The organism is Bradyrhizobium sp. USDA 4474 (assembly GCF_054057515.1).
Genome location: NZ_JBSRZJ010000002.1, coordinates 5,140,026 through 5,155,806, shown reverse-complemented (window position 1 = coordinate 5,155,806; position 15,781 = coordinate 5,140,026). Strand labels below are relative to the sequence as shown.

Genomic DNA, 15,781 nt, shown 5'->3' with positions numbered 1-15,781 from the left:
CTTGCTTGCCCTTTTGACTTCTCCTTTGACAACCGGCGTATCGCCTTCGCGACTGAGCTCTACCTTAGAGACTGCTGGTTGAACCGCGCGCTTTCTCAGTAGAAGATGACTCTGATGCGGAATAGCTATGCCCTCTTTGGCGCTCTCAATCATGAAGATGGGGGCCGAAGTCCTCTCCAAGTTACGTCATCGGTTTTCAAGCCGCCGGGTTAACCTCCGGGAAGCGCTGCCCGTTGAGGACCTCGTTGATACGGCCTTGATTTCAAGCTGCGCGGCGATCTGGTGCTGATGCAACTGTTCATCGCGAGCGAGCTTCTTGATCATCGCCACGGCTTCCGGGTTGAGCGGTCCGCGGTACTTCTTTCGCCCCTTCAATCTGAAGCGCCTTGTACACCAGCGAAGCCGGTCCTTCGGGCCACCCAGAGCGATTGCACCAGAATGGCCCTGCTTCGCGCCGAACTTCAGCCAATGAGGCCCTCGCGACCAATCGACACCCGCAAGCCTGGCATCTTCCGCCGCATTGAAGGCGTGGTTGATTGCGCCAGCAGTGAGGGGCTTGTTTAAGTCGTCCGCCCATCAGCTCGCGGAGAACCTCGTGATCGACGACGCCCAGAGCGCACCAAACCGACGGTGATGCAGCAAACGTCTTGCCGCGCTGATCGCGCTGCAATGCTCCGTTCACATCAACCACGGCAGAGTACCAAGCGACCGCCGCGCGGCGGAAAGTCTCCAACCGGTCCTCGTCATCAACGGCCAACATCGGTGAGGATAAGAACAGTGGACGCAGGCAGCTTCAGGCCATCGAGCGATTCGCCAAGCGCGGGCATTGAGCTGGTTGGCAGGTACCACGATGGGGCGGTGAAGGGCTGGACGCTTGGTGCCAGTGCCACCTGCGCCTTAATCAGGCGATTTTCGGGCTAGAAAAATTGCGGCAAGTTGTTTGGAATCGCCCTCTAAGGGCGCATCCTTATACGCCCCCTTTAGGAAGCTGAAGCCTCGCAGCCTCAGCTCCCTCGGTTTAGACCAGCTGGACATTTTGGTGTTAGACCGGGCTTAGAGAGGGCGGCCGACAATGACGGTCAAAAGCCCGTGGCCCCACAGCCGCTTGGCTGCCGCCTTGGCATCATCCAGAGTCACGGCATCGACGATGGCGTTGCGCTTCTCGATGTAATCGATCGGCAGCTTGTGCTCCTGATGCTGCAGCAGCTTCAGCGCCAAACTGGAGGACGTGTCGATCGCCAGCATCTGCGAGCCTTTGAGATAGGACTTTACGTCGTCGAGTTCTTTCTGAGTCGGTCCATCCTCGGCGATACGGCGGACCTCCTCCTCGATCGCCTTTGTCGTATCGCCGGCGCGCTCGGCACGCGTACCGGCTGTGGGTCTTGACCCTCTCAAGATCTTCGGCGCGGACCGGGTTCCGGGCGACGTCGGCGATCACGCCGTCTATCGCGCCCTCGACCTCGGCAAAGCCGACGCCTGGTTTCGGCGAGGCCGAGATCGCGAACCGGGTCGGGTCGGGCGAGATGCTGGAATAGCTAGCGCTGGCGGAGACCGCGAGCGGCTTGTCGACGACGAGCGCGCGGTACAGATACGAGTTGCTGCCGCTCCCCACCAACTGCGCCAGGACGTCGAGCGCGGCACTCTCTCCGGCCGCGGCGGTGGTCGCCGAGGGCACCAGATAGTAGCGGCGCAGGCTGGGCTGCTCGACGCGCGGGTCGGACAGTGTGACGGTGCGCGGCGCTGCAGGTTCCGGCTCCTGTGGACGGATGCGCCGCGCCGGGATGGCCGGCCGGGGTAGGATGGCGCCGAAATTGCGTTCGACCAGCGGACGCACATCGGCGACCTCGACATCGCCGGCGATCACCAGGATTGCGTTGTTCGGGGCGTAGAAGCGACGGTAGAAGACGAGCGCGTCCTCGCGATTGAGCTTTTCGATCTCCTGACGCCAGCCGATCACCGACCGGCCGTAAGGATGATTGAGATAGAGCGCGGCCATGAGCTGTTCGTGGAGCCGCCCGTCTGGATTGTTAGGCAAGGCCCATGTTGTACTCTTCGAGCACGACATCGCGTTCGGGCAGCACGTTCTCGTCCTTGAGCACCAGCCCGCTCATGCGATCGGCCTCGAACTCCATCATGGTCGGGAGCTGCTCTTTCGGCACGCGCTGGTAATAGTTGGTGTAATCGACGGAGGTCGAAGCGTTCTCGTTGCCGCCGACGCGGAGCACGGTCTGAGTGAATTCGCCGAGGGGATGCTTCTCGGTACCCTTGAACATGAGATGTTCGAGGAAGTGGGCAAGACCGGATTTGCCCGGCGTTTCGTCGGCCGATCCGACCCTGTACCAGATCATCTCTGTGACCACGGGGGTGCGGTGATCCGGGATCACCACGACCTGGAGGCCGTTGGGAAGCGTGAAGCTGGTTGGCCGCGTCCCTGCAAAAGATGCCGATGAGACGCCGTTCAACAGGAGGGCGCACATCAACGTCATGCTAGCGGGCGAATGACCGATTGAGATGAGGATGCCGCGCCCCTAAAAGCACTCCAGCTAGAACTTGCGAAAAGAAGGGTCGACAAAGACGGGATTTCAGCTGGAGTGTCAGAGCATTTTTCAAGCGCCGTTGCAATTTATTCACAATGAAAAATAAGGTCGGTGTCGACGTGTGCATCGGACGCTCCATCTTTTGCGATTCTCCAGACCGCGATTGATCCATCGCAATAACGTCGGTCCAGTGTGTAGCCGCCCGTTGCATTAGCCATGCCAAAGCAGATAATCATTTCGTTATAGCGTGGTCGCTCAAACCAACTTGTCAGCATCCGCACACAGCGTGGTTCATCGGACAGGACGTCGTGGGCTCAGATCTTGCGCGCTTACCTATCCGGCCACGCCGGCGAACGTGGTGATCTGTGGGCAGCTCCACCGCGCACCGGGCACACTGCCGAGTCATCAGTGACGATCCGCAAAGCGGATCGCTCGGTTGTGATGGCCGAGCGCGCAGCGAACGGATTTGCTAATCAGCCACTTCAGCGTTTTGGGCAGCATCTTCGCTCGGCCCGCTATGACTGATCTGTTTATCTGTACGGCGTACGGCCTGAGCGCCTTCCAGAATTTCACCAGATCGGCAGCAGTACAAAGCGCCGAGCCTCTTTAGATGCGGAGACACAAGTACTTAAGCTCGAGATAATCATTCAAGCCATCCACATCGGATTTGGTACGCACCAATTGCCCAGCGGTGCCGGCTGAAGCTTGATCTCGAGCAGCTTTCCTGGCTCACCCTTCAACGTGCGCGGTGGCTCCAAGGGAGCGAACTCCTCGCCTCCTACAACCCTTCGAGGTACTTCTGTGAGCGGAACGCGTAGGTCTTCATGCAATCGACCGCGATCGAGCCTTTCGTGCCTTCAACGCATGTGCCTGCCCTGAACGTCCGAGAACACCGCCTTGAGGCGGAGATTTTTGTCGTGCACTTCGGGCACTTGCATAGCCATGAGTAGGCGGGGTCGGCGAGGTTCGTTGAGACAGGCTACACAGGCCTCAATCGCCGTAGATTCGTTCTGCAGCCGCGCGACCACGGTGTCCACGACGTGGTCGGCATCTTCGGGCTTCGTATGGCGCGTTGCGAAATGGCTCTCACTGCCCGGATCGAATTCCAAGAGGTTGGCGCGTCAGTGTCTCCTTCAATTGCCGACGATATCGTCCTGGCATGCGCCTCCTCCGAGCCTCGCGAGTTTCTTCGTGTCCAGATCCGACAGCACAGTAACCTTAGCGGCTCGCGCCGTGTCGGCGTCGGGCATAGCGGACTGCCCGGCTACGGAACTCGCTGCACTTCCGGCCTGCCTGCGCTTGCCTTCTTTCCTGCGCGCTGGGGTGCCTTCGGCCGCCAGGGCCTTGTCGGCAGTGTCGGGCGGTATGCCAAGGCCAGCCTCCATTGGCGGCGCAATCATGGCTGGACGCTCCGCGACTATCGCGCGATTTACTTCGGCGCAGCTGTGTGGATGCAACGGAGAGGATAAGGAGACAATTCAAGAACCTTGCTCGGATGGCGCGGTCGCGTGTTTCGCTTGGCGCAGAGCTGCAACATTCGTTAGCGGTAAGCCGACTTTACCCGGTCAGGGCATGCAAGTATCGCCCTGTCTGGAGAATGCCTGTTACAGGAGCCGGCAAGCGCCACGTGCCGTTAGAGCGCCTTCGCCGCGCCTTGCATAACATCTCTGCCTAAGGATCATGATCGGATCCCGGTGAGAAAGTCATCGGCCTCGATTTTTAGATGATGGCTGGTTCGGGCAAGCACATTTGCAGATGTCAGCACCTGCGACGATGATGCACCTGTCATGAACGCTTTCTGCGCGACCTGCCTGATGTTGCCTGCGACAGTCGTCGACATCGCGGCGGCATGCTGAATATTCCGAGCAATATCTTTCGTGACTGCGCCCTGCTGGTCCATCGCCAAGGCAACCGCTGATGCAATTTGTGAGATTCTGCCAATGCTGTTTCCAATGCTGGTGATGGCGCCGACCGATTCCAGCGTCGCCGCCTGAATATCAGAAATCTGCTGTCCAATTTCAGCTGTCGCGTTCGCCGTCTGAGTTGCTAACGACTTCACCTCAAGCGCCACAACGGCAAAGCCGCGGCCGGCGCCGCCGGCACGAGCGGCCTCGATCGCTGCATTGAGCGCTAAGAGGTTGGTTTGCCTGGCGATCGCTGCAATTAGGTCAACCACCCCACCGGCTTTTGTTGCAGCTGCCGATAGCTGGCTCATCCGCCGGTCTGTTTCCTCAGCCTCTCGCACGGCTCCATGGGCGATCTCTGTCGATCGCGCGACCTGGCGGCCGATCTCGGAAGCGGACGCCATCATCTCTTCCGTTGCCGCAGCAACCAGCCGAACATTGGCTGATGCCTCCTCCGATACGGACGCAACGTTATCAGAGATCTCCCGAGTAAGCTGTGCCGTCTCCGTCAGCTCCCGAGCGGAAGCTTCCAATTCGGTCGATGCGGACGACATCGTATTAATGACGCTGCTGACGGCACTTTCAAATCTGACTGCCAGTTCCCCAAGCTCTGCTTTGCGGCGCTCCGCGAGCGCGCGATCCTGTTCTTGACTCGCTGCAAGTTCCTCTTGCAGTTTTTCCCTCGATCGCAGCTTAAACGCTTCCATGGCCTGAGCCATGTCCCCGATCTCGTCTGAACGGCCAAGCCCCGGCAGCGTGACATCGAACTGCCCGGCCGCAATTTGACGCATTGCCGCGCTCATGTGGCTTATAAGTCTCGCCAGTTTCTGGCCAACAAGCACCGCAATGAAGCCAATCCCGAGCGTTGCAAGCCCGATTGCCCAACCCAAAAGTCTCTCTGAGGCGAACGGCACGCTCTTCAGCAGAGACAGCGCGCGCCTCCGCGGCTGCTATTGCCTTCAAAAGAAGGGGACGATTCCGGCTGTAGATTTGGAGGAGATCGTCAACTTGGTCGTCCAGCGCTTGCTGCGATACAAGAAACGAAAGAAAGCTCGATCGATAAGAAGCAATCAGAGTCCTCAACTCAGTCTTGGATTCCGGGGCAAGATCTGAAGCAGCAAGCGCGGCCTCGAATTCGACGACGCGCCTTTCCAGTTCATCACCATACTTCTCTTCATGACGCAGCATGAAATCCTTCTCGTGCCGTCGCATCATCAACATTAATACGGTCAGGTGCGGCTTATTGAAATGTGCGAGCCGCGCTTCAGCCTGATGTACCGCTTCGCGGAGCTTACCCTGGAGGCCGTCATTTTCCGTAAGCCCGAGCACCCGCTGCGCGGACACGATGTTATTAAAACGAGTCGCATAAAGGTTGATTCCAGCGCGAAGGAACTTCACGTCTCTCAAGGGATCGCCCTCGGGCAAGGAATCGGCCCGCTCCTCGATTTGGCCAAGGTCCGCCAGTGCGTTATTGACGCTCTCGGCTTGTCGAACGATCACGGCTTCGTCGTGCTTGCGCAAAAACTCCAACGCTAGCTGCTGGGACTCAAGAAAGGCCTCGGAAAGGGACGTTAGGTGAGCGCGGAGATTGGTGCTCTGGCTTACATCACTCTGCGCCTTCGCGAGATAACTGATTCCGGTAACGCAAGTCGCGCCAGTCACAAGCACGCTCACGATTCCCAAAAACCCAATCTGGGTGCGCAGACTCGGTCGAAGCTGACGAAGAATTATTGATGGGAGCCGTTTGACGGTTCTAAGAGCGGGCATCAGATGTCCAATAAATGCAATAACGTTCCGCCAAACCCCTACTTTTGATTGGTTACATAAGATTGAACTCGATTGTCATATGAATCATACATGCGCGAATGGCCAGGGATGGCACGCATTTGGCAACATAGCAGTAATAATCCGACGCACAAATTCTGCGGTCTGCCACTCATGCCCGCAGGATTCACGCGCAGAATGGCGATAAAACTTGCGCGGAGAGAACCGTGCTGCGAGGCGCCATCCAAAAATATTTCGAAGACTCCGCCATTTCGTCTTGCGACTTCGACGCCCCACGGATGGATCGAATAAAGGCGGATCGTCTTCTGCCGGAGGGGCTGGCTCGATCGGCACTTGACTGGATGCGCTGGTCGTTAGCTGAGTGGATCTCGCATTCGACCCACCTGGAAAAGTCAGGAGATCAATCAACGCGTGACGGCGCGAGAATTTAGCATCGGAGCCGCCAATATGCCGAAACCTTGAGCTGTTCAGGGTTGGCTTCTCGGATGCGGGGATGCTTTTTAAATTCCCGGCTCGCCACCACCGATTTCAACCTCAATCTCGGCTATAACTGGATCTTGCCATGCGTCCGCTGTCGGCGAACCGGGTGGATGGTCTCGTTGCTCGAAGATTTAGCTCGAACACTGCGAAAAAGGGCTAACAAAGCCTTGCTCACCCAGCGAACCCGGAAAGACCAAAGCAATTCTGACGCCGAGGACACAATGACGCTCGCGCCTGCCATAGGCAATCCGCTCCTCCCGCCCGGGCCACAGTCGAAAACCCCGGTTGGAAGCCGGGGTTTTCTCTTGTGCTATTATAGGCACCAACTCTCGTAAACTGCCGTGGTACGGTCAGTACAGTGCACCTCACGGATTGAGCTGCAAGGCTCTATCGTAAGCCGCAGGTATTGGCTGGTCTCCGCTCCTGCTCCACTTCAATGAATTGGTGGAGATTTCACCTCACATAAAGTCTCCATCCGAGTCGGACTCTGGTGAAGGTTCATCGTCGCTCGCCGTTTTGACTTTGGAGAGATACATCGGCGAATTGGTTGCACGCTGCCATTCACCATCCCTATATCTCCACTGTCTGGACTGGGTGGGATCAAGTACCATATCATTGTGATCTACATCAACGAAGCCCATTTGTTCTGCACGGGCTCTCGCTTCGTCACTGGCAGGACGCCAGTTCACAAGCGGCCGCTCGCCGTCTTGCTGTAGTTGGTGCTCGAGCAGAATATCGCCAGCGTTTCCAACGAGCGGATGAGCAACCTGAAAATCCACGATTGATGTGACGTGAGTTCGTCCGGGGAACTGATGTTGCCACCGGTCGGTGGTGAACTCAGTCGCCATAGGAAACCCGGCTTCCGTTCTTTGGAGACCGACGCTCCTATTTCCTAATTGGTAGCTGTAATATCGCGCGGCATCAGAATCCTTTCGGATCCCGTAATTGCTAGCAACGTGCGCGGTCCGCCTAGCTCTTTCGGATATAAATTCCGAGTATTCCTGCGGATTGTTGGCGATATGATTGATCTCGTCACCATGAAAGCTCCTCACCCGTTCCCGGAATTCGGCTTGGTCGATCTCGACAACGGGAGATCTTGAAGTCAGGTGATAACTCGGCTGCGAGGATGAGCTGGCACCCGAATCCTGCAATCCCATTCTACCGAACGCGTCCGCGAAATAGTCAGCATTCCCGTGCTCCGGGGAGCTCGCATAATGATACTCATCAGCGGATGGAACATCGGACCAACTGTTAATTCGACCGTCCATGACGACCACACTCCTATGGCTGTTGCATTGTGTTCAGGTCATTAGACCTGGCTCCGCCGATAAGCAGCTTAGCTGTCCGTAAGCTGACCCCGACAAATAAACGGAAGCAAAATTCTCCGAAACGGTAGAGCGAGCCGCGAGAGCGCGCAGTTCGGCGCCGCGCTCGCCGGAGCGTCTTCATAACTCGGCCGAACTTGAGATCAGCGTGAGCGAAGCTCCGTTCCCACGATGAACGCGCCATCAGGAATCGGCTGGGCGATCTCATGGAGGAAGCGAGCGAAGCCGTCCCGGCGCCTGAGCATATAATTGATAGGCTTGAGCACCTCGGACGAGCGCGAGAGGGTTTCCGCTCGAGCAGCGGTCAGGCGTGCATGTCGTCGAGAAGCGGCTGCTCTGTTCCTGGCGGAGGGCGCGCCGATGCTTAGCCTCACAGCCGTTAATGTCGCGCTCGAGTCGAAAAAGCCTCTCCGGGCATGGCATAGCGCAACACGCCGACGTAATGGGCAGTGTGTTCTTGGGTGGGTCGAACAGCGGCTTTGTCGGAATCGGCTTGCAGGATGCCGGCGAAGACCACCAGATGGATTTGGGGACGCTCGCTTCGCCGGTCGCTTGAGGCGTAATCACAGCTGGCCGCGGCGGGAACCCGTTCAGCGGCCGGTCGTCGAGCTTATGTAAATCTCGACATAGTAGAGAGCGTTTTTAGATTGGCGGCGCGCGGTTCGGTACCCAACACGAGCACTCGCGAGCGGCGCCGGTAATCTAAAAACGTGTTGGACGAAGCCGCGGGCACGCCGCTGCAGCTATGGGTGTTGAATCACTGCGCCGTTATTTGTGGACGTCGTGACCTGGACTGGAGACAAGTCCAAAGGGACATTACCCGAAAGTACTGGGTGGAAGGGACATCTGGGAAGCGAAGTAGCCGAAAAATGCGAAACGCCGGAGGGTTGACGTCGGAAGAACGACAACAGGGCATCTATCGGCTGCCACGGCGGCCGGAAGAATTGCGCAATAAGGTGGCGGTTCTTGGTTGATTGAGGTCTCGCATCAACAAATGTCCGGTGAACGAGTGGCGCTGAACGAACCTGGCTGCAAGACCTCGACGCACACCATATGGCCTTGATGACAGGATGGACATTGACGCAAGGAAGCGGCATTGCAGTGCTCAGCCTTCGCGGGGCAATCGGATGGCTCTTCCGGGTTCGAATGAGCATCGGCGGATATCATTCCGAGCAGTTCACGGCAGCGAGCGAGCTTTTGCTTGCGGTAGCGGTTACCCAGAAAACCATAGTAGCGAATGCGTTTGAAGCCTTCGGGCAGGATATGGATGAGGAAACGCCGGATGAACTCCCCGGCGTCCAGCGTCATTACTTTCTGCTGGCTTCCGCGGCGGTAATCCTTGTATCGAAAGCGCACTTTGCCGACTTCGATATCGACGATACGGCTGTTGCTGATCGCCACCCGATGCGTGTAGCGGCCGACATAGTGCACAACCTGTTCGGCGCTACCAAATGGCGGCTTGGCGTAGACAACCCAATTGATTCTGCGGACCTCGTTCAGATAACGCCGAAGCGCAGCCGGATCACGCAACGCTTCCAGCGACGAGAAGAATTGTAGCTCGCCAGTATCAAACGATTTTTGCAGGGCGTTGAGAAATAGCCGCCGGAACAGGCGAGAAAGCACGGCCACGGGAAGAAAGAAGCCCGGCCGGCACGCGATCCAGCGGCTGCCATCTGGAGACAGTCCTCCTCCAGGAACGACGCGATGGAGGTGGGGATGGTGAAGGGAGGTTCTGCCCCCCAAGTATGAAGGACGGAAAAGAACCCGATCTCGGCACCGAGGTGCTTGGGGTCGGCAGCGATGGTCCGCAAGGTCTCTGCAGCTGTGCGGAACAGAATAAGTCCGCGACGCACTATTCCGCGCAATTGCAGGCCGGCCCAGCTTAACCCTGGAACGTCGGAGCAACCGCGTGCGTCTGCGACCGGTACTCGGCGAGGTAAGGCCGTCGATTTTCAACACCGCGACCGCCAAGCCCGTCGATGTCGTATCAGGCATTGTACCCAAGACTGACGTCGTCTGGAGCGAAGCTTGCGGCCTGCGCGTCGATTACCGTCTTGAACAGCTCTGGCTTCTGGTTGAGCCTATCGTTATCACCGAGCTTGCCGCAGATGCATCAGACGACACACTCGAGCTCACACGCGAGTTTGTACGCGAGCGACGTGCGCGTCGACACAATCGCCTCGCCAACGCCATGCTGGACGGCTGGATAAGCCTCATTGTGGGTCGACAGCCAAGCGTGCGTCTCAGGGCGTTTGGTATCGCGGTCGAAACTAAGCGGCTGCATATGCGGTCGGACATCTTCGCTTCATGGGCGGTCTAACTGCCATCGCACAGACAAGAGAATTGCTTCGGCTATGAAACATAACGCAATCACGGCTCCGCACGGGCTCGCTGCTGCACAGGTCGTCCTTGCCCTGGGAGAATTATTCATAGGCACCGGCGAATTCGCCGCCATGGGCTTGTTGCCCGGCATGGCCGAGTCCATCGACGTTTCAATACCCAAGGCGGGTAATCTCATCAGCGCCTATGCGCTTGGCGTGGTCGTCGGCTCTCCATTACTCGCCGTGCTCACGCTCGAATGGAGCGGCGGCCGCTGTTGGTGGTGCTTGCTTCGATTGTCCTGCTCGGCAATGCCGCGTCGGCACTAGCGCCAGGAGTCCTCGGGCTCACTGCGGCTAGATTCCTCGCCGGTCTCCCGCATGGCGCTTATTATGGTACGGCTTCCATCGTGGCAGCGGCCATGGTCCCGCCGTCAAACCGGGCCCAGGCAATCGGCCGCGTTATGCTCGGTCTCGCCGCCGCAAATGTCGTCGGCGTGCCGGTGGCCACGTGGCTAGGCCAAGTTTTCGGCTGGCGCTCAGCGTTTGCGCTGGTGGCCGTCGGAGGGCTGGCACTAATTGGCCTGATCCGCATATTCATCCGCATGGTCGCTGCCGACAAGCAGGCCAGCCTGCGGCGGGAGCTTTCCGCTTTCTCCAACGTGCAGATCTGGCTGACACTCGGGGTGGCCACGATCGGCTTCGGCGGGATGTTCGCGGTCTACAGCTACATCACTCCAACGCTGACCCAGGTTGTGGGTGTCACCGCCGCGCATGTTCCGGTTTTCCTGGCGCTCTGGGGGCTAGGTATGATCGCCGGCAACGTCGCCGGAGCATGGCTTGCTGATCGCGCGTTGATCCCATCAATTTTCGGGATCATCATATGGAATGTGGTCTTCCTTGCTGCCTTCGCCGCGGCGGTGAAGCAAGGCCCCGTTGCCGCTGGCCTCACGCTCCTCATGATCGGCATCGGGTTCGCCCTGGTGCCTGCTCTTCAAGCGCGTCTGATGGACGTCGCGCGACATGCTCAATCGCTGGCGGCGGCCATGAATCATTCGGCATTCAATCTCTCCAACGCTATCGGAGCCTGGATTGGAGGAATGGCCATCAGCGCCGGTTGCGGATGGCCCTCGACCGGTCTCGTTGGCTCGGCGCTCGCAGGCGCGGGACTTATTGTAATGGTCATATCTGCACTGCTTGCACGGCTCCCAGCGGGCACGACGAGCCGCCTGGCCTCTGCTGGTATCTGTGCCAGGTGCGCTCTGGTAGAAGAACCCGATATCAACGTCGAGGCTCTGGGCGATCTGCGGCGTGGTCAGAAACACTTTGCGGCGCCAATCGTCACTCAAGTCTCACCCGGCGCGTTGGGTTTCCAATCGCCGGGATGCAGGGCGGCCCAGGAGCAGCACTTCTTCATACTCAAAACGAGGAACCACTGATGCACGAAAGAGATGGACGACCCGCATTGTTTGCCGCAGGCAATGTCGCCGTCATTACCGGCGCAGCCAGCGGCATCGGGCGTGCGGCGGCGGAACGCTTTGCTACCCTCGGTATGCGACAGGTCCTGTCCTGTTCGATCAGGACGAGGTTGAGTTGGTGCGCGTCGCGAGCGGCCTTCATGCCGAGGTCCGGCACCTAGCTGGGACCGTAACTCGCTTCGATGATTTGGAGCGCTTGCGCGACCTAGCCATCGGCGCCTTCGGCGAGGTCTCGGTGCTGATGAATAATGCCGCCATTGGTCGGGAGGACGGTAACTGGACCGGGTTGAGCGATTGGCGTCGGATCATCGAGGTCAACCTCTGGGGCGTCGTGAATGGCGTGCACGCACCGAAGCAATGCTGGCTCAGCAATCGCGCGGCGCGATCATCAACACGGGCTCCAAACAGGGCATCACCAATCCGCCGGGCTTTCCCGCTTACAATGTTGCCAAGTCCGGCGTGAAGACCTTGACCGAGCAACTGGCTCACGGACTGCGGGGAGAGAGCGACGCCGTGACGGCCCATTTGCTTGTTCCTGGATGGACCTACACCGGAATGACTCACGCGCCCGACGGGAAGCAGCCAGCCGGCACGTGGACGGCCGACCAGGTGATCGACTTAATGATCCCTCGAGTTGAGTCAGGTGACTTCTATGTCATCTGTCCGGACGGTGCCGTCACACCAGAGCTCGACGCCGCGCGGATTCTATGGGGCGCCACGGACATGACGGAGAACCGTCCCGCCCTGTCGCGCTGGCATCCCGCCTGGAAGGAACGCTTCGACGATTTTGTAGCAAAGGAGACGGGCGCATGAAGCCCTATGTGATCTGCCAGATGATGGGCCCGCTTGACGGTCAACTTCTTGTCGAGCAGTGGGCCCCGTCCACCGGACAGCCCAACGACGCGCTGATCGCGGAATATGACCGTGTGCACGAACAGTTGAGCGCAGACGCCTGGATCGTGGGACGAGCGGTCGGAGCCAAATTCGCTGACGGCGGGCCGCACGCGCCGATTGATACGCCCGCCGTCGAGCGTCCGGTTCGTGTGGCGCGCAGCGGTGCTGAGGAATATGTCGTGCTGATCGACCCCCACGGCAAGCTTCACTGGACCGGACCGACGACCTATGGGGCGGCGACGATTGTTCTGCTGGGGCGGAACGTTCCGGACGCACATCTGGTCGACCTGGCCTCGGACAGCATTTCCTATATTATCGCCCACGGCGAGAAGATCGATCTCTTCCAGGGGCTTGAGATACTCAACGCAAAGTTCGGGATCGAGCGGCTGATACTTGAGGGGGGCGCACACAGGAACGCAGAATTCCTTGAGGCAGGCCTCGTCGACGAGATCAGCTTGCTCCTCTTCCCAGCAATTTGTGGTCGGACCGGTTGTCAAACCATATTCGGGGCGCGGCCAGACGGATTTGCCGGCCGGCTTCGATTGTCGACGATTTCGTCGGAAATGCGTCAGACCGGCGTGATGCATCTTCGGTACAAGATGGAGTACCCTCGGAAAAGTCAATGACCGTGACGCGCGTGAAGTCACCGCACCTCGTTCTTCAAGAAGGAAATCAGGGCGCGGAGCGCGATCGGCACCTGCCTGCGGCTACTGTAGTAGATATGAAAGGCGGGCCCAAACGAACTCCACTTCGGCAGCACTTCCTTCAGCACCCCGGATTTGAGCTGATCCTGGACGCGCCGTTCGATGCAATAGGCTATGCCGGTACCGGTCTCTGCGATTTCGATCGCGAGCGCCGTCTCGTTGACGACGATCGCCCACTCCACTGAAACCTGTCCGCAGTCAGAGCCTTTCTCGAGCTCCCAGTGGTAGATCGCTCCTGTACCAGTGCGCTGACCAACACATCGGTGGAAAGACAGGTCCGACGGAGTCTTCAATTGCGGCCCCTGCGCCAGATAATCTGGCGAAGCGACCATGATCCAGCGAAGATCTGCGCCGACCGGTACAGCAATCATATCCTCAGGAACGGACCCGCCGACGCGAATGCCGGCATCAAAGCTGCCGCCAACGATATCGATGAACTCGTCCTGAACGACTATCTCAAGCTTCACCTCCGGGTAATCCAACATGAATCTTGCGAGGTTCGGGCCGAAAGCAAGCCGAGCTGCGTCGGTGAGGACATTGATCCGCAGACGACCTGACGGTGTACCCCGATGAAGGTTGAGGCTCTCGATCCCGCTCTCGATAGCCTCGAAGCCCCGTCTCCAGGCTCGCCAATAGCTTCTGGCCCGCTTCCGTCAGCGTGACGCTTCGATTCGTGCGGTTGGCCAGACGAACACCAAGCCTCGTCTCAAGTCCGCGCATCGCATGGCTGAGTGCCGATCCTGAGACATCGAGTTCGAGAGCGGCACGACGGAAGCCGCCGGCGCGCGCGATCGTTCTGAACAGGTTCAAGTCCCCAAGGTCGGAACGGGTGAGTGTAAGGCGAGCCATGCACTATCTATGGTCCTCGTTCTGAAGGCCCACATAAACTGCGGGGGCTGACCTCACGCATCGGCAACACAAATACGAGGTTCACAACCGCATTTTTCCTGAATTGTGCGCCAAGCTCGGAGATAAGCAGGTGCTAGTCGACCAAAATGACTCTGATGTCGTTCACATTGGTCAGCGTTGGACCTGTCTCCAGTAAGTCGCCGGTTGCCGCAAAGAATGCGCTGGCGTTATTTTCATCGAGAAAGTGCTGAATGTCGAGCCCAAGTGATTTCATCCTGCTGAACGTTCGCTCATCCACGATAGCCCCGGCTGGGTCGGACGCCGCACCTCCGCCGCCATCGGCACCGTCCGTATCTGCAGCAATCGCCGCAATCCCCGTGACATTCTTGAGTGAGTCGGTTAGCGAGAGCGCATACTCCTGATTGGGACCTCCTCGCCCATTTCCGCGCACTGTAACAGTGAGCTCACCGCCAGACAGTATAGCGACCCGCCGTCCGTTTCGGCGCATGTCCAGCGCGAGATTCGCGTGTATGGCGGCCACTTCGCGCGCTTCGCCTTCGACATCGGCACCTAGATCCATGATTTCGTAACCGGCTTTTTTGGCATGGACGATCGCGGCGTCGAGCGACGCCCTGGGCCTTGCAATCAATTTAAAGCGCGCACGGTCGAAGCATGGATCGTCAGGCTTGCAACTCTCGTTTCTCGGATCCCGCAACGCGCGCAGAATTTTATCGCCTACCTGCAAATCGTACTTGTAGACGATTGCACGTGCATCCGCGAGGGTTGTCAGATCCGGCACAGTCGGCCCGGATGCGATGGCAGAAGGATCATCGTGTGGGACGTCAGAGATTGCTGGTGTGACGATCTCGGCCAGCTTCCCTGCCCGACCGAGGCGCCCACCTTTGATACGGGACAAGTGCCTCCGAATGACATTTATTTCATCGATAGGAGCGCCGGAGCGCAATAGAGCCCTCGTTAGTTGCTGCTTCTGGTCGAAGGTGACGCCATCTGCGGGTGCAACCCAATTCGCCGAACCACCACCTGACAATAGAACGAGTAAGAGATCTTCTGGCAGCGCGCTGCTTGCCAACTGAAACGCTTTCTGGGCGCTCGCCAAACCTGCTTCGTCGGGTATTGGGTGACCGACCTCGACGACACTAATACGACGCGTAGGCACTGCATGGCCATGCCGTGTGCTGGCGATGCCTATCAGTCGATTCGGATCAAGGTGCAAATCATCGAGATAGTGCCGCTCGGTGGCTGCCGCCATAGCCGCCGCACCCTTGCCGGCTGCGAGACAGATTACGCGACCTTTTGGCTCCCGCGGGAGATGGGGAGCGAGCACAACACGGGGATCCGCGGCAGCAACGGCTGCATCGAACATGGCACGCAGAAGCACACGCCGGTCGGTCATCTCAAAAAATGCTCAATTCTTCTTCGAAGCGAGCCCACGGTAATCGTCGTGAACGACGCAGTTCGCCCTCGCAGGTACAAGGATAATGCCGGC

12 protein-coding genes and 5 pseudogenes are annotated in these 15,781 nt (G+C 58.7%); 5 read left to right on the top strand and 12 right to left on the bottom strand.

Features of this window, described 5'->3' with window-relative positions; all coding sequences use genetic code 11:
* Positions 1–186: 186 nt before the first annotated feature.
* From ACVW16_RS25905 to ACVW16_RS25865, 9 genes and pseudogenes are all read right to left on the bottom strand, one after another.
* Positions 187–375, bottom strand: a complete 189-nt coding sequence (locus tag ACVW16_RS25905) for a hypothetical protein (protein WP_456701849.1) — start codon at positions 373–375, stop codon at positions 187–189.
* 678 nt (positions 376–1,053) lie between these two features.
* Positions 1,054–1,371: pseudogene (locus tag ACVW16_RS25900) on the bottom strand (M16 family metallopeptidase); the annotation flags it as partial.
* Positions 1,372–1,378: 7 nt separating this feature from the next.
* Positions 1,379–2,477: pseudogene (locus ACVW16_RS25895) on the bottom strand (M16 family metallopeptidase); the annotation flags it as partial.
* A gap of 1,193 nt (positions 2,478–3,670) precedes the next feature.
* Positions 3,671–3,937 (bottom strand): hypothetical protein, encoded by a 267-nt coding sequence (locus ACVW16_RS25890; RefSeq protein WP_456701848.1) that lies wholly within the window; start codon positions 3,935–3,937, stop codon positions 3,671–3,673.
* A 278-nt stretch (positions 3,938–4,215) separates the two neighbouring features.
* Positions 4,216–5,232 (bottom strand): methyl-accepting chemotaxis protein, encoded by a 1,017-nt coding sequence (locus ACVW16_RS25885; protein WP_456802445.1) that lies wholly within the window; start codon positions 5,230–5,232, stop codon positions 4,216–4,218.
* Positions 5,135–6,109 (bottom strand): hypothetical protein, encoded by a 975-nt coding sequence (locus ACVW16_RS25880; RefSeq protein WP_456802444.1) that lies wholly within the window; start codon positions 6,107–6,109, stop codon positions 5,135–5,137. Before ACVW16_RS25880 ends, ACVW16_RS25885 begins: the two co-directional genes overlap by 98 nt.
* 1,055 nt (positions 6,110–7,164) lie before the next feature.
* The gene (locus ACVW16_RS25875; protein WP_456701846.1) at positions 7,165–7,974 is read right to left on the bottom strand and encodes an effector protein NopP; all 810 of its coding nucleotides are present in this window, start codon (positions 7,972–7,974) and stop codon (positions 7,165–7,167) included.
* Between the two features lie 266 nt (positions 7,975–8,240).
* Positions 8,241–8,637 (bottom strand): annotated as a pseudogene (locus tag ACVW16_RS25870) (IS66 family transposase); the annotation flags it as partial.
* A 381-nt stretch (positions 8,638–9,018) separates the two neighbouring features.
* Positions 9,019–9,869: pseudogene (locus ACVW16_RS25865) on the bottom strand (IS91 family transposase); the annotation flags it as partial.
* Between the two features lie 71 nt (positions 9,870–9,940).
* On the opposite strand from ACVW16_RS25865, the gene ACVW16_RS25860 reads away from it, so the two are divergent.
* The 5 genes and pseudogenes from ACVW16_RS25860 (at position 9,941) to ACVW16_RS25840 (ending at position 13,347) form a co-directional block, all read left to right on the top strand.
* Positions 9,941–10,351, top strand: a complete 411-nt coding sequence (locus tag ACVW16_RS25860; RefSeq protein ID WP_456701845.1) for a hypothetical protein — start codon at positions 9,941–9,943, stop codon at positions 10,349–10,351.
* Between the two features lie 34 nt (positions 10,352–10,385).
* On the top strand, positions 10,386–10,679 hold the full coding sequence (locus ACVW16_RS25855; RefSeq protein ID WP_456705364.1) for a hypothetical protein: 294 nt from the start codon (positions 10,386–10,388) through the stop codon (positions 10,677–10,679).
* On the top strand, positions 10,610–11,788 hold the full coding sequence (locus tag ACVW16_RS25850) for an MFS transporter (RefSeq protein ID WP_456701844.1): 1,179 nt from the start codon (positions 10,610–10,612) through the stop codon (positions 11,786–11,788). The genes ACVW16_RS25855 and ACVW16_RS25850 overlap by 70 nt, the downstream gene beginning before the upstream one ends.
* 157 nt (positions 11,789–11,945) lie before the next feature.
* Positions 11,946–12,640: pseudogene (locus ACVW16_RS25845) on the top strand (SDR family NAD(P)-dependent oxidoreductase).
* Positions 12,637–13,347: a dihydrofolate reductase family protein gene (locus ACVW16_RS25840; protein WP_456701843.1), complete on the top strand. Its 711-nt coding sequence runs from the start codon at positions 12,637–12,639 to the stop codon at positions 13,345–13,347. Before ACVW16_RS25845 ends, ACVW16_RS25840 begins: the two are co-directional and overlap by 4 nt.
* A gap of 17 nt (positions 13,348–13,364) precedes the next feature.
* Here ACVW16_RS25840 and ACVW16_RS25835 read toward each other — a convergent pair whose 3' ends face one another.
* The 3 genes from ACVW16_RS25835 to ACVW16_RS25825 form a co-directional block, all read right to left on the bottom strand.
* Entirely contained in the window at positions 13,365–13,967 is a 603-nt protein-coding gene (locus ACVW16_RS25835) for a LysR substrate-binding domain-containing protein (protein ID WP_456705185.1), read from the bottom strand.
* Complete coding sequence (locus ACVW16_RS25830; protein ID WP_456701842.1) at positions 13,882–14,274, bottom strand: LysR family transcriptional regulator; 393 nt, start codon at positions 14,272–14,274, stop codon at positions 13,882–13,884. The genes ACVW16_RS25835 and ACVW16_RS25830 overlap by 86 nt, the downstream gene beginning before the upstream one ends.
* A gap of 133 nt (positions 14,275–14,407) precedes the next feature.
* On the bottom strand, positions 14,408–15,688 hold the full coding sequence (locus tag ACVW16_RS25825) for a glycerate kinase type-2 family protein (RefSeq protein WP_456701841.1): 1,281 nt from the start codon (positions 15,686–15,688) through the stop codon (positions 14,408–14,410).
* Positions 15,689–15,781: the final 93 nt, after the last annotated feature.

What these genes read in the sequence shown, in the direction of transcription:
- ACVW16_RS25850 (WP_456701844.1), top strand. Translation starts at nt 10,610, where the DNA reads ATGGAGCGGCGGCCGCTGTTGGTGGTGCTTGCTTCGATTGTCCTGCTC.
- ACVW16_RS25875 (WP_456701846.1), bottom strand. Translation starts at nt 7,974, where the DNA reads ATGGACGGTCGAATTAACAGTTGGTCCGATGTTCCATCCGCTGATGAG.
- ACVW16_RS25840 (WP_456701843.1), top strand. Translation starts at nt 12,637, where the DNA reads ATGAAGCCCTATGTGATCTGCCAGATGATGGGCCCGCTTGACGGTCAA.
- ACVW16_RS25825 (WP_456701841.1), bottom strand. Translation starts at nt 15,688, where the DNA reads ATGACCGACCGGCGTGTGCTTCTGCGTGCCATGTTCGATGCAGCCGTT.
- ACVW16_RS25830 (WP_456701842.1), bottom strand. Translation starts at nt 14,274, where the DNA reads ATGGCTCGCCTTACACTCACCCGTTCCGACCTTGGGGACTTGAACCTG.
- ACVW16_RS25890 (WP_456701848.1), bottom strand. Translation starts at nt 3,937, where the DNA reads ATGATTGCGCCGCCAATGGAGGCTGGCCTTGGCATACCGCCCGACACT.
- ACVW16_RS25885 (WP_456802445.1), bottom strand. Translation starts at nt 5,232, where the DNA reads ATGCGTCAAATTGCGGCCGGGCAGTTCGATGTCACGCTGCCGGGGCTT.
- ACVW16_RS25855 (WP_456705364.1), top strand. Translation starts at nt 10,386, where the DNA reads ATGAAACATAACGCAATCACGGCTCCGCACGGGCTCGCTGCTGCACAG.